This is a genomic window from Hyphomicrobium sp. MC8b, from assembly GCF_905067615.1.
Classification (GTDB): Bacteria; Pseudomonadota; Alphaproteobacteria; order Rhizobiales; family Hyphomicrobiaceae; genus Hyphomicrobium_B.
Genome location: NZ_LR898465.1, coordinates 3,067,065 through 3,079,941, shown reverse-complemented (window position 1 = coordinate 3,079,941; position 12,877 = coordinate 3,067,065). Strand labels below are relative to the sequence as shown.

Below are 12,877 nucleotides of genomic sequence, written 5' to 3'. Positions count from 1 at the left end.
CGGGACTCTGCCAAACGCGTTGTTAAGGGTTTGGCGGCGACAAACAGCGCGACGCAAAAAAACGCGCCGAGGAATGGTGATGAAGAAATATCTGGTGTTGGTTGCGTGTGGAGCGGCAATGCCCGCATTGAGCGTACCTGCTTTTGCGGACGGGCCGTTTTCGCTCAAAGATACGCCAGTTCAGGTTGAGGTTCCCAGCTGGACCGGATTCTATTTCGGTGTCGGCGCCGGATACGGCCATAACCACTCGAAGAACAACTATCACGATAACGGCGGCGGCGGCGATGGGCCGACAACCTCATCGAAGAATGAGTCCGCGGATGGCGGTTTCATCTCGACGATGTTCGGCTACGATCGCCAGATCAGCGATCGGTTCGTTGTCGGCGCCTTCGCGGATCTTTCGACGTCGGAATTCACGCGCGGCAACGAAGACATTCACGACGGTCTCGTCGTCGATCGCTCTTGGGCCATCGGCGGCCGTCTCGGCTACCTCATCAACGAACGCACGATGATTTACGCCAACGCCGGTTATACCCAGGCGCATTTCTCCAATGATGGCTGGTGGGACATCGACGCCAATGGCGTCGGTCCGACGCTCCCCGGTAAGGGCGGCAATTGGTTCAGTGGCTATTTCGTCGGCGGCGGCTTCGAACGCAAGCTGAACGACAATTTCTATCTTCGCGGCGAGGCCCGCTATTCGGATTTCGGCTCGGAAGTCACGAACACCGGCGACTTCGAAGGCACGCACTACGTCGACAAGGAAGTCCCGTCCATCGTCACGGGTGAGCTGGCGCTCGTCTATAAGCTCGACCGGCCGCGCATCCTCGGCGGCGACACGACGCCGATCGACGAAAATCACGGCCCGCGCGTCATCACCTATAACGGGATCGATGCGGCATCGAACTCGGTCTATTATTACGGCGGTACGGTCTTCGGCCTGACCAACGACCTCTACCACAACGGCTTGCTGCTCCGTTCGGAGGGCGTCATCGCCGACTACAACTATGATGAGTCTGCTGCGCCCCACACCAACGTCGACGCCGATGATCGTTCGCTCGACGTGATGCTGGGCTATCAGTGGGTGTTCCCGACCTGGAGCGCAATCGGCTACGTCGGCTACGAGGTGCGCAGCGTGCACCTGTCGCCGTTTGATCCGAACAATAACGTCGTCGGTGGCGAGAGCGGCTTCAAGGTTGCCGGCGAGTTGGAAACGGACGACTCGCTGCCGTATTACGCCAGCCTCGAAGGCAGCTACTCGACGGCATTCGACTCCTATTACGGCCAGGCGCGTGTCGGCTGGAACAGGGAAATGTCGTTCTTCGGACCGCGCACGATCACGTTCGGGCCTGAAGCGGCCGTTTACGGCGACGGCGGCGATTACGCCCCGCGCGTCGGTGCCTTCGCGACGATCCCGTTCCAGATGTGGTGGCTGAATACGCCCGCCAAGCTGACCTTCGACGTGGGGCAGCAGTGGACCGGCGGCAGCGATGGTGGCGAAACCCGAGCCGGCGGCGAGGGCGCCTATGGCGGCTCGATGCTCCGCATCGATTTCTGATCGCAAGAGGGGGGCAGAGATGCCCCTCTTTCTTTTTAAGGTCGCTCTAGCTTCAGAACCGGGCCTTGGCCCGGCGCTTGCTCGATACCCGTTGAAATGACAGCGAGTGTTCGACAATGAAACTGAGCAACTACAACTCACCCCGCCGCCCGACAATTGCCCCGAACAGAAATCTGACCGAGCGTGCTGGTTTGATCCGCGACGTCGCCAACATGCTGGGCATTGACGCGATCAAGATCGAGCTTTCAAATCTGCTGAAAGATGCGTTCCGAATCCAGTTCGACGACTGCACCGGCCGCGCTCAAACCCTCTTCATTCCCGCCGCCGCCAGCCCCGCCCGCATCAGCCAGACGCTTAGGCTTGTCTCGGGGCCTCGGCGCAGCAGTGGCCAATTCTGGCGGGGTTGAAGCAGATCTCGTCAATAAGCGCGGAGGGCGATCGCTCGCCTATTGCGGCCTTTCGACGAGCGCCTTCAGATCCGGGCGCGATCGCGACACGCAAAAGTAGTTGCAGAACTTAAAGTCCTCCATCGTCCAGTGATAATCCTGGAACGGCACGCCGCCTGGAAAGATCTTTCCAATCCAGAACGACTTGGAAAGCGTCGCAAAATAGTCCGCAAGCAGATGGCGCGTGTCGATCGCGAACGGCCCGTATTCGAACTGCAGACAATTGACTTTACCCGCGTCGAGGAAGTCCGAAAAACCTTTCAAGACGCGATACTCGGCGCCTTCGACGTCGATCTTCAAGAAATCGATTTTTTCGATGCCGTTCTTTGCGCAATAGGTATCGAGCCGAACCATCTTTGCCTCGAACGGGACTGAGGTCAGGTCGTGCCGCGGCATATCACAAGTGAGTTCTGGCGCGTCGGCGAAGTAGTACATAGTTTGCGTTTCTTCAGTGTCAGAAACGCCGACGTTGTTCAGAGTGATCCGCTTGCTGTTTGCCGGAAATGCACTCTGTAAATCTCGAAACGTGTTGGGAGCAACCTCGAACGCGTGTACGTGAGCATTCGGCCAGTTTTCGAGAGCGGTTTGGGACCATTTCCCAACGTTTGCGCCGACATCGAAAATGATGTCGAAATTCGCTTTGCTCAACTTGGAGAGCAGCTCTTTCTCGCCATTTCTCGTGAAGTCAGAGCCTTCATTCTCATATGCCTGCTCGATGAAGCGAGCGACGCTGTGCGCCATCCTTATGGGGTAGGTCGATCTGTTCTTGGTGATCGCCGATTTCACGGCCTCCTTCATCTGGCCGAGACGTAAAACCTTTTTGAGCGTGGTCATGACTGGAGACCTGTGTCTACGGGCTAGATGACGTTGATTGGGTATCAGGTATTAGGGTCAGCTTGCGGCGATATTCTATAGTTCGCTATTTATTTGGTTATTTACTTGAAGCCATTTCTGCATTGCCATCGCCATCAAGACGAAAAAGCCAACATACAGCATGCTGAGGTTCCTCATTTCGCCCTCGGCGCAAAAAAGGAAAAAGAGTGGAATGTTGACTATCGCCGCAATGGCGATGTGCGCCTTTATGTAGTGTGGCGTATTCGGCCAGCCATAGTAAGCGAAGACGGCGATCCATGCGAACATGATCAGGCTATAGCCTTTAAATAATGGAAGGCCGTAAGTCTGGTCGAAGCCGAAAAGATTGAGCGGATTGGCGTAAAACGACAAGTGTCTGAAGAATTGAAAAATCGCTGTTGATCCAGGATTTCCAGAATAGATTTGGTGGACTACCGCATAGGCCGCCAAGGAGATAACTAAGCTGCCGACAGTACCAATTAGCGCTTTCCTGCCGGAGACGCGATAAAGCAGAAGCGGCCATAGGCTCAAAGTAAAGAACGCGTACGATTCCTTATTCAGCGTCGCAGGCACGGCAAGGAGCAGAAGAAGGCCCACCTGGCCCGCCAAAGCGAGGCGTGCCGCCAGGGCGAACGCCAGCAATTCCGGATAGTCGTAGAAGTAACCGCCTCGCGTTTGGATTACAGGGATCATGATGGCAAACACGATCGGCGCGACGGTTGCCGCTGGCCTCCCGGCGCCGATGCATTCCCCGATCGACTTGAGCACGAACAACGCAGCGAAAAGCGACAGAAAGGTCAAGTAATAAACGATGCGATACCGCAAAACATAGCCGGTCTTGTTTGCGTCGATACCAGTCGGTGCTTTCAATGCGCCATTAGCGTTTTCCAGGCGTGTGCTGATTGCGGAGCGTAACCGCTCGGGTAGCGCTTTCTCTATAAGGTTTGCCGTCGCCGGTAGCAGTTGTCTGTAGACGTATGGGCGATCCGCGATGCCATCGAGCATTGAGATCAAAGACTGCGAAGGCGTTTCGTCGCTCATCGTCCACTTCGAATAATAGCCTTGGAACGTAGCGGCGGCCGTTACGGCATAGAGAACGATCAGCACAAAATTAAACGCAACCGTTCGGGAAGTGATAGAAGCGCGGATACGCTGAAACACAGGGACGCCTACGTCTATTTGCGTTGTCATGCCCGATCCATTGCTGCTGAGGCGTGGTTCCATAGGTGCGTCGTTGTAATGAGAACCGTGGCGAGCCCGACCAAAGTTACCTCTGCGCGATGAGGAAGATGCCGATGAACACGAGGATCGTACCGCCAATGCGCGACGAACTCAGCGTGTCGCCAAACAGCAGATGTCCCGCAAGCGCGGTCATAACAAAGCCAAGGCCGACGAACGGATAGGCCTGCGAGAGCTGAACCTTGCCAAGCGCAGTAAGCCAGAGAAGGGTGCCAATGCCATAACAGCCGAGGCCCGCGAGCACGCCTGGTGTGATCAGTGCATGCGCAAGTTTGCTGATGGCGCCGATGTCGGACCGCTGGTCCATCCAACTCAATGAATTGAGCCCGAACTTGAAACAGATTTGGGCGAGTGCCGATAAACTCACGCTCGTGATGATCAGAAGCAGCGCAGAAATGGGCATGGAGATCCTCAGTAGAAAGAAACAAATCCGGTCGCTGATGCGAACATGATAAGAACCGCAGTAACGACCACGCACCATGTAACCCAGTCGCGCGCCGCATACACGATCGGGTCATCGTGCATCCAACCCCGCATCGTTGCGAGCCAAAGCCGGCACTGCCAGAAAAGCATGAGCGGAACGAGCAGCCATAGAATCTCGGGCGAACGATATTGTTCAGATGCCGCGGAGCTGCCGACGAAGAGAGCCAGAACAACGCTAGAAGCAAACGTCGACGAGCAGCCGAGCATTTGAAGAAATGGGAGGTCTTCGGGCAGATAACCGCGCGCCGAGTTTGTTTTTCTGGTGGGTGATCTCTGTATGGCCATCAGTTCTTCTGTTCTCTTGACCGACGAGAGGCTCAAGAATGTGAAGCCCGAAAAGCCGAGCAGCCAAAAGCTGACTGGGTGCGCAACCGCGATGCCGCCTGCGAGAACACGAAGCGTGTAAAGCGCGGCCAGAATGAAGATGTCGACGAGCGGCAACTTCTTAAGCCCGAGCGAATAGGACAAAGACGTCAGCGCATAGATGACGACGACCGTTGTCACGCCGGCGACATAGGACAGGACGAGGCCGATCGAAAGTGTAGTCAGTGAAATCGCGATCGCGATGGGGATCGATACGTCTCCGCTCGCAACCGCCCGCTTGCGTTTGCGTGGATGTCTGCGATCCGATGAAATGTCGATGATATCGTTGATGACATAGATCGAAGACGCGATCGCGCAAAAACTCAGAAACGCATATATGGCGTCGCCCCATGCGCCCAGATCGGTCCAAAGTCGCGCCGCAATGAGTGGGACGAAGACCAGTAGATTCTTCGACCACTGATGAGGACGCAAAAGGCGCAGGTTGGAGACCAGGATATTCGGGCGGTCGTCGATGATCGTTTGAATGGTCGCCGATTGCTGCGCTTGGGCAACGACCGCCGGAGAGGCATTGACGACAATTGCCGCATCCGCAATTTTCCAGACGGCTAAGGCGTCTTGGTCATTTCCGACATAAATGAAACCGCTTTCACCGAACCGCTCTTTGAGACTGTCGACAATCTGATTTTTATCTGATGGGCCGTGTTCAAGAAAGATGACGTCGTCGAAGATTGATAAATGCTCCACCACCGCGCGCGCCAGCGGGTCTTCGGCCGTGGCCAGAAGCACGATGGGATGCCCCTTCGATTTTTCTGCCCGCAGAAATTCAAGAAGCTTCTCGTTGTATGGAAGTGTTTCTGCATCCTGCGTATCGAAGCGGGAGACGCACTCCCGGAGTTTGGTGGCCCCTCCGCCGGCGTTTGCAAGGAGCGCCAGCAGTCCGGTCGGCTTAAAGAGCATCGCCAGCAAGCGTTCTTGCGTAAGGTTCGCACGAACGAGGCCACCCTCCAAGCAGAGACAAATCGGTTTCAAGGCGAGAGTCCGCGAACCACCAGCCGGCGCGGGCGAGTGGATTTTCTGTGCGATGTCGAAGGGCTGACCCATCAACTTTCCCTCGGAATTAAATGGCGGCACCGGGCGTTGAAACAAAAGCGATCTCTTTTCCCGTCATGAGATCGTACGACCAGTGACATTTGGGCATTCATAGAACGGCTGAATAAAATTAGTCCTACTGCCGGAGTATTGATGGAATTTAAGAAATGTCCGGAATTGGATAGCTGCGGTCAACTCGTTAATCGAGTATTTATTGCCGAAGATCCGACGCTGTCGCTTCGGGCAGGAATAAAGGGGCTCATTCCGGCGAAGTATCAAAGTCGTCGTCCAGTTTTTTGCTTTTCGGCTTCGGCGGAGGCGGATGGGCGGGACCGGCCTCATAGATGAATTTCAAGCATCCCTGAAAGAATGCCTTTGAATGCCCGTAGCAGAGTGAAATGTCACGCGTGTCTTTCTCTTGACCGAATTTATAGCCTGCGACGACGTCGTCGCAGTCGTCGTCGCAGGCAATGCCATGAACGTCCCTGCTCAGCGCGGCTTGAGGCGCAGCTAGGGCGAAACCGACGAGCAGGAGTGTCACGGCTGTCTTTGACATGAGGTACTTTGAGAGAGTGATGGCAGATGTCTCTGTATCTAAAGTGCGCACGAACCCCTTAAGGAAGAGACCGTCAATCCGCGGCAACAGCTTAAAAAGGTAAGGGCCGGTACCGCTGGGATCGCTGGCGTGCAGATGAGCAGTAATCATGCCAGCGATGCGACGTCGCATCGATCTCCTCCGGCGTTGGTTAATAGCTGTCGAAGATCACGGACTACGGCCTACCTCCGTGAGATATCGAGACTACGAAGCGCGCGGCCGGATATGATGAGACTAAATTAACTGAATTTCAAAAACCTATAAATTTGATGCATCTCAGGCGCAGCAATTTACGCGCATTTGACGCTTGGCTGATTTTCTGGCCCGAACCTTTGACAACGCCATCGACTGGGCGAGTCCATGCAGCGTTTGCGGTCACGAAGCCCTGTCGCGGTGGCAGCGCACCGGCAACTCAATTGAGCAAAACAGTGGGAAATTCGTCCTTGCCGGAAGTGACATCACAGTTCACCGCCATCGTGATGCCGGCGTTCAATGAGGAATTGTACATCGCGGCAGCGATAAACTCACTCTTACAACCGCAAGAGCCGCATGATTACGAGTTGTTGGTTTTGGATGGCGGAAGTTCCGATCGCACGCCGGCAATCGTTCAGGAACTCGCCAAACTTAATCCTCGCATAAAGCTCATTCACAATACGCGCCGCACCCAATCCGCCGCAATGAATATCGCTGCCTCTATTTGCGATCCGAGGGCGACAGTGCTGGTCCGTGCGGACTGCCACGCCAGTTACCCGCCGCACTTTGTTTCCGATTGCGTCGCGACGCTGCGTGAAACGGCAAGCTCCTCGGTCGTCGTTTCGATGCGCGCCGTCGGCCGCTCGCCGCTTCAGAAAATCTTTGCTGCGGCTCAGAACAGCCGACTGGGCAACGGAGGCTCCGCGCACCGCCGTCAATCGCAGTCCGGATACGTCGATCATGGCCATCATGCCGCGTTCGATCGACAGTCGTTTCTGTCACTCGGCGGCTACGATGAAACCGTCCAATATAATGAAGATGCCGAATTCGACGCCCGTCTCGTCGCGTCTGGGCGGAGAATTTATCACGATGGCCGCTTGCTGATAGACTATTATCCTCGCACGTCCTTCCCATCTCTGGCGCGACAGTACTTTCGGCACGGCAAGGGGCGCGCGAATACGCTGTTGAAGCATAAAATGCGGCCGAAGCTTCGCCAGATGTTACCGGTGTTCGTCCTTCTGGCCTCCGTGATTGCGCTCGCCGCTTACCCGTTCGTCGGATCCATCGCGTTGCTAGTTCCCGTTGGGTACATACTGGTGTGCATGGCGTGGGGAGCGTACCTCGCGGCCGAGTGCCGACAGCCGTCATTTCTCCTTATCGGGCCTGCGGCAATCACAATGCACATGAGCTGGGCCGCGGGCTTTCTGAGCCGATTTCTGCGCGGAAATTCGAACGGTCTTAACCATGCGAAATAGTTTTGCGGCGCGATTGGCACATCAATTGCTTCATCTCAACTGCTTGGTCGGTAAACCAACCGCCCAAGCGCGTCTAACGCGTATCTACCTCTTTAGTAGGCTTTCTGGTGGAGAGGATTACCCCAGGCGAATATCCCATTGGATCGCTAGGGAAATACTGGTGCCGTGATAGGATGTAGAGTGCAGTGGGAAGGTTTTTGGCGTTCGCCAAGTTTTGGTTGCGAGAGTCTCGGCGAAGAAATCCGAGCTGTTGTGCGTCCCGAATTGGGACCGCTGAAAGTAAGATTTCGGGACGAGATGGTTGTTTTGGGATTGAGTGCGGAGAGGGTTTCGCTATGAGACGTCGGTTTGGTTTTCTGCCATCCAATGCGTCCAGGTCATTCAAGCTCTGGGCCTCGATGCCGGTTGCTTGCAGCTTCGCAACACTGATCGCGTTGGGAACCGTTATTCCCAACGACACGACAGCTGCTGCCGATCAACAGCGCGACGGCGCGCTGAGTGACGTAATCGCGCAAAGAGGCGTTGCGTCCAATCCGATGGCTGATTACCGGCTTGGCGTACGCGATCGCGTTCGCGTCCAGGTCTTCGAGTGGCGCCCTTCGCGTGACGAAGTCTACAGCTGGAACGCGCTCAATCAGGTCTATACGGTTGACCCCGCAGGCAAGATTTCGATGCCGCTTGTCGGCGTCGTGAATGCAGCCGGCTACACCACTGAAGAATTGGGGATGATTATCTCCCGCCAGTTGATGCACCGGCTTGGTCTTGCGACCCAGCCGGACACGACGGTCGAAGTTACGGATTTCCGTCCGATTTATATCACCGGCGCGGTCGAAAAATCGGGCGAATATCCCTTCGCGGCGGGCATGAACGTCCTCCAAGGCGTAAGCCTCGGCGGCGGCCTGTTCCGGAATTCGGCACTCGCCGGTCTGCGGCTTGAGCGTGAATTCGTTTCGACGGTCGGTAGCTATCAGGCGCTTGAGCAGGAGCGTCAGCGTCTGCTCGCCCGCAAAGCTCGGCTCGACGCAGAGCTGAGCGGAGCTGATCGCATCGCATTTCCCGCGGAACTTCAAACCGTCAGCGCGCCCCAGGCAATCGAATCCACGTCGTCTGTGATGGCGAAGGAACAGAGCGTGTTCGATCTGCGGCGGCGCGCCAACGAAACACAGCTAATCGCGCTTGATCAGTTGCAAGGTTCGCTCGAGCAGGAGGTCAAGACGCTGGATATGCGCGTCGACTCCCAGCAAAAGCAGATTGATTTGTTGCGTTCGGAATACGACGGCATCAAGCGGCTGAGCGACAAGGGGCTGTCCACTGCACCACGAGTTCTGGGTCTACAACGGAACTTGGCGGAGCTTGAAGGTGAGAAGCTGCGCATCGAAAGCGATCGCACGCGTGCCGAGCAGGAAGTCAGCCGCACCAAGATTTCTCGTATCGAATATCAGAATAAGCGAGACAACGATCTGACCGTCGAACTCCAGACGACGGAAGCGCGCTTGCAGCAGATCGACCAGGAAGCAACTGTCAATCAGCGCCTTTTGGCCGAGACCAAGTCGCAGGCCGTTGCCTCGCCGCTCCATCTTGTTACGACGGGCGGCACGGCCCCTGACGGCAGCTCGACTCTGGAGCCGAAGATCCACTACACAATCGTGCGGCAGGTAAGCGGCGGTGGCGTGCTCAATATAGACGCAACGGAAGACACGCTTTTGCAGCCGGGTGATACGGTTAAGGTCGAGATGACGATGCCGGCAACGTCGAAAGATGCCATGTCGCTTGATGCCGTCCTTCGCTCTCAGAAGCCGGCAATTCAGGAGCGGTCCGTCCAGACGACGCCCATCAGCGCGCCTCCGAGCATGGTGCCGTCCACGGTCTTTCCCGCGCCGGATCATGCCTCGCTGGAACCTGTCCGGGCAGATGTGCTGCGGCCCGATTGATCCGCATTGTCATAAAATGAGACTTCGAATGTGTGGGGCAGCACCGTTGCTCCACACATTTCATTTTGGGATCGGGGAACTGTCGTCAGGTCGCTGGACCGTCAGCGTTCCGAAATAGACAGAGTAAATAGATTTCGCTTGATACGGGGCCTTTTCCCATTCGTTTTTCCCTCACCCTCGAAACCAGAAACGCTGTTTCCTCGCTGGCGGCGTATCCTGCGCGCGCGGACGAATTGCGCGAATTGTCTCTCTGCTGAATGGATTGTTTACATCGTTCGATAATTCGATAACGGATCAGAAATGGTGATGTGTTATCGATGTCATTGCGATGACGACGACGGCATTCGTCAAAAAAGCTGCCTGCATGTGCAATTGAGAATTTGAATGTCGAGCGTTCGCAGGGGACTGATATTTTCAAGTTTTGAGCGCTATAGCGTCCTCTTACTGGGGATGTCGACGACCATTGTAACGGCCCGCCTCCTGACCCCGGCGGATTTTGGTATCGCGGTCATCGGCCTAGCAATCTTCGGATTGATCGACATCTTCCGAGATTTCGGCAGCGGCACCTACATTATTCAAGTCGATGATCCGACACCGGAACGCGTACAGTCCGTTTTCACCGTTACGCTGATGCTCGCGCTTCCGCTTTTTCTGTTGACCTATTTCTTCGCCGGAACAATCGCAAAATTCTATGGTCTGCCGGGTCTCGAATCCTATTTGCATGTCACCGCGTTTTGCTTGCTGACGTCATCATTCTGTTCTCCGGCTTACGCGTTGTTGAACCGAAATCTTCAGTTCGACAAACTGACGATCCTGAGCCTGACGACCAGTTCCTTGAATGCCGTCGTAACGATCCTGCTGGCGCTCGCTGGCTTCAGCTATATGAGCTATGCTTGGGCACAGCTCGTATCGACGGTCATATATTTTGGGCTTTGCCTGATGTGGGGCCCGAAGTTTCCAATTTACAGGTTTTCGCTTTCGGAATGGCGGCCTGTCGTCAGGTATGGGGTGTATGATAGCGCCCGGGCGCTGTTGTTGCACCTTGGCGATGCCGCTCCTTTTCTTGCCTTCGGAAAGACACTCGGCGCAGCGTCTCTCGGTATCTATCAGCGCGCGTTGTCGATCAGCCGGCTGGCAGACAAAACGTTATTGTCTGGCTTCGCTCCCGTTCTCCAACCAGCCTTCTCCAAACACTCGCGCGAGGGGCGCGATCTCGGCAAGAGTTTCCTGTTGGGTATTGAGCATGTGACCGTGCTTCTATGGCCCGCATTGGTTGGAGTGGTCCTCCTCGCTCATCCGTTGGTCATGATTTTGCTGGGGGCGCAGTGGAGTAGCACCGTTCCGATCATCCAGGTGCTGGCGATGTCGTCGATGATTTGCTTCCCGCTCAGTTTGTGTCGTCCCGCTCTCATTGCCGCCGGAGGAGTTCGCGAGACAGCTATTCTAGCAATCCTGACTGTGCCTGTCGTTGTTGCCGTGCAGATCGCAGCTTCTTTTTGGGGGCTGATGGCCGTCGCTTGGAGCTTTGTTTTGACGAATATGTATACAGTCGCGGTCTCACTTCATTTCGTCAGTAAACACATCTCATTGCCTCAAAACGACGTTCTACGTGCTTTGAAAAAAAGTTTTATCGTGACCCTCGTGAGCGCAGTACCTTTGATACTCGCGGCAATCATTGCGGACGGAGCGGAGCAAATGCCAGTGGCGATCGGCGTCGGCGCAGGCATTCTCTCGGCCATCTCGTGGTTCTTCGCAATCCATTTGACGGGCCATCCCATTAAAAATGAGATAGATCGCTTATTGGATGCCGCAGCCGCGGTCTTGTTTTCACCAGCGACGGTGCAAAATTTGAAAGCTGTCAGGTTGGCTGTGGTCTCGCGGACGTCCGTGAGAAAAGAATAATCCAAGGATAGCCGGTCAGATGGGCGTCGTCGGATCGACAGCGGTAGTGATTGCAGCCAAGAACGCCTCGGCGACCGCGGCTTACGCCGTCAGTTCGGCTTTGCGCCAGTCCTTGGCCGGAGAAGTCATTTTCGTCGACGACGGATCGCGTGATGATACTGCAGCTGTTGCCGCGTTCGCCGATGATGGATCGGGACGACTTAAGATTTTGCGCCTCGAGCAGAATGTCGGGCCGTCCAGAGCCCGCAACATAGCAATCGAGTCCTCGACGTCGCCGTTCATTTGTATCCTGGATGCCGACGATTACATGGCGCCGGATCGTCTTGAGCGGCTGTTTTCAGCGGGAGGAGACGACTGGGATTTCCTCGCCGACGATCTGTTCTTCACGGCTGATTACCGCGGCGAAAGCATCCTCGATAGGCTGTTGCCGAAGGCGACAAAACTGCCGCTTCAGCTCAGCCTAGATGCCTTTCTTGCTGGGAATATCTCACGCAAGGATCGTGTTCGCCGCGAACTGGGGTTTTTGAAACCCGTCATTCGGAGAGAGTTTCTGCAGACGCATGCCCTGCGGTATGACGAACGGCTGCGCCTGGGCGAAGATTTGATCCTGTATGCCCATGCACTCCGCCGCAACGCGCGATTTAAGCTGGTTGCGGGCTGCGGTTATTTCGCGGTCGAACACCCCACGTCGTTGAGCGGCTCCCATCGCACCCAGGACATCGCCGAACTCTATCGCGCCCTGACGGAACTCGACGCTGCATTGGGTCACGATGGGTACGCTCCCTCGCTCGAAAGATTGTTAGTTTCAACTCGGAACAATAGGGACTTCCGGATTTTGTTGGATGCCAAGCGCGAGCATGGGCTTGTGGGAGCGCTTGGCGCTATCTCGAAGTCACTTGCAAGCGTCCCCTATATGGCTCGCGAAGTCGCCGAGGCAAAGCTCAGCGCAATAAAGCGAAAGCTGAGCGCCTCGCCCTAGGCCACCCTCAGTTAAGGCGATCCAAATCGAATGG

General features: G+C 55.8%; 11 protein-coding genes. 6 read left to right on the top strand and 5 right to left on the bottom strand.

Annotated features, from left to right (window positions below; all coding sequences use genetic code 11):
• Positions 1 to 79 precede the first annotated feature (79 nt).
• Both bcsS and ACLB1Z_RS14945 read left to right on the top strand, forming a co-directional pair.
• Positions 80 to 1,555, top strand: coding sequence for a cellulose biosynthesis protein BcsS (bcsS, locus tag ACLB1Z_RS14950; protein WP_409560552.1), 1,476 nt, complete (start codon positions 80 to 82; stop codon positions 1,553 to 1,555).
• Between the two features lie 116 nt (positions 1,556 to 1,671).
• Positions 1,672 to 1,962: a hypothetical protein gene (locus ACLB1Z_RS14945; protein ID WP_409560551.1), complete on the top strand. Its 291-nt coding sequence runs from the start codon at positions 1,672 to 1,674 to the stop codon at positions 1,960 to 1,962.
• A 39-nt stretch (positions 1,963 to 2,001) separates the two neighbouring features.
• Here the strand turns inward: ACLB1Z_RS14945 and ACLB1Z_RS14940 are convergent, their stop codons facing one another.
• The 5 genes from ACLB1Z_RS14940 to ACLB1Z_RS14920 all read right to left on the bottom strand — a co-directional run bounded on the left by ACLB1Z_RS14940 (position 2,002) and on the right by ACLB1Z_RS14920 (position 6,715).
• On the bottom strand, positions 2,002 to 2,835 hold the full coding sequence (locus ACLB1Z_RS14940) for an FkbM family methyltransferase (RefSeq protein ID WP_409560550.1): 834 nt from the start codon (positions 2,833 to 2,835) through the stop codon (positions 2,002 to 2,004).
• Between the two features lie 75 nt (positions 2,836 to 2,910).
• On the bottom strand, positions 2,911 to 4,077 hold the full coding sequence (locus tag ACLB1Z_RS14935) for a hypothetical protein (protein ID WP_409560549.1): 1,167 nt from the start codon (positions 4,075 to 4,077) through the stop codon (positions 2,911 to 2,913).
• Positions 4,078 to 4,120: 43 nt separating this feature from the next.
• Entirely contained in the window at positions 4,121 to 4,495 is a 375-nt protein-coding gene (locus ACLB1Z_RS14930; protein ID WP_409560548.1) for an EamA family transporter, read from the bottom strand.
• Positions 4,496 to 4,503: 8 nt separating this feature from the next.
• Positions 4,504 to 6,000: a UbiA family prenyltransferase gene (locus ACLB1Z_RS14925; RefSeq protein WP_409560547.1), complete on the bottom strand. Its 1,497-nt coding sequence runs from the start codon at positions 5,998 to 6,000 to the stop codon at positions 4,504 to 4,506.
• A gap of 247 nt (positions 6,001 to 6,247) precedes the next feature.
• The gene (locus ACLB1Z_RS14920; protein ID WP_409560546.1) at positions 6,248 to 6,715 is read right to left on the bottom strand and encodes a hypothetical protein; all 468 of its coding nucleotides are present in this window, start codon (positions 6,713 to 6,715) and stop codon (positions 6,248 to 6,250) included.
• A 320-nt stretch (positions 6,716 to 7,035) separates the two neighbouring features.
• Between ACLB1Z_RS14920 and ACLB1Z_RS14915 the strand changes: the two genes are divergently transcribed.
• From ACLB1Z_RS14915 to ACLB1Z_RS14900, 4 genes are all read left to right on the top strand, one after another.
• Complete coding sequence (locus ACLB1Z_RS14915; RefSeq protein WP_409563281.1) at positions 7,036 to 8,031, top strand: glycosyltransferase family 2 protein; 996 nt, start codon at positions 7,036 to 7,038, stop codon at positions 8,029 to 8,031.
• Between the two features lie 335 nt (positions 8,032 to 8,366).
• The gene (locus ACLB1Z_RS14910) at positions 8,367 to 9,962 is read left to right on the top strand and encodes a polysaccharide biosynthesis/export family protein (RefSeq protein ID WP_409560545.1); all 1,596 of its coding nucleotides are present in this window, start codon (positions 8,367 to 8,369) and stop codon (positions 9,960 to 9,962) included.
• Between the two features lie 384 nt (positions 9,963 to 10,346).
• A complete protein-coding gene (locus ACLB1Z_RS14905) occupies positions 10,347 to 11,864 on the top strand; it encodes a lipopolysaccharide biosynthesis protein (protein WP_409560544.1) in 1,518 nt (505 codons plus the stop codon).
• A gap of 19 nt (positions 11,865 to 11,883) precedes the next feature.
• Entirely contained in the window at positions 11,884 to 12,843 is a 960-nt protein-coding gene (locus ACLB1Z_RS14900) for a glycosyltransferase family 2 protein (protein ID WP_409560543.1), read from the top strand.
• The last annotated feature ends 34 nt before the right edge of the window (positions 12,844 to 12,877 follow it).

What these genes read in the sequence shown, in the direction of transcription:
- ACLB1Z_RS14920 (WP_409560546.1), bottom strand. Translation starts at nt 6,715, where the DNA reads ATGCGACGTCGCATCGCTGGCATGATTACTGCTCATCTGCACGCCAGC.
- ACLB1Z_RS14925 (WP_409560547.1), bottom strand. Translation starts at nt 6,000, where the DNA reads ATGGGTCAGCCCTTCGACATCGCACAGAAAATCCACTCGCCCGCGCCG.
- ACLB1Z_RS14940 (WP_409560550.1), bottom strand. Translation starts at nt 2,835, where the DNA reads ATGACCACGCTCAAAAAGGTTTTACGTCTCGGCCAGATGAAGGAGGCC.
- ACLB1Z_RS14935 (WP_409560549.1), bottom strand. Translation starts at nt 4,077, where the DNA reads ATGGAACCACGCCTCAGCAGCAATGGATCGGGCATGACAACGCAAATA.
- ACLB1Z_RS14910 (WP_409560545.1), top strand. Translation starts at nt 8,367, where the DNA reads ATGAGACGTCGGTTTGGTTTTCTGCCATCCAATGCGTCCAGGTCATTC.
- ACLB1Z_RS14905 (WP_409560544.1), top strand. Translation starts at nt 10,347, where the DNA reads ATGTCGAGCGTTCGCAGGGGACTGATATTTTCAAGTTTTGAGCGCTAT.
- bcsS (WP_409560552.1), top strand. Translation starts at nt 80, where the DNA reads ATGAAGAAATATCTGGTGTTGGTTGCGTGTGGAGCGGCAATGCCCGCA.
- ACLB1Z_RS14900 (WP_409560543.1), top strand. Translation starts at nt 11,884, where the DNA reads ATGGGCGTCGTCGGATCGACAGCGGTAGTGATTGCAGCCAAGAACGCC.
- ACLB1Z_RS14930 (WP_409560548.1), bottom strand. Translation starts at nt 4,495, where the DNA reads ATGCCCATTTCTGCGCTGCTTCTGATCATCACGAGCGTGAGTTTATCG.
- ACLB1Z_RS14945 (WP_409560551.1), top strand. Translation starts at nt 1,672, where the DNA reads ATGAAACTGAGCAACTACAACTCACCCCGCCGCCCGACAATTGCCCCG.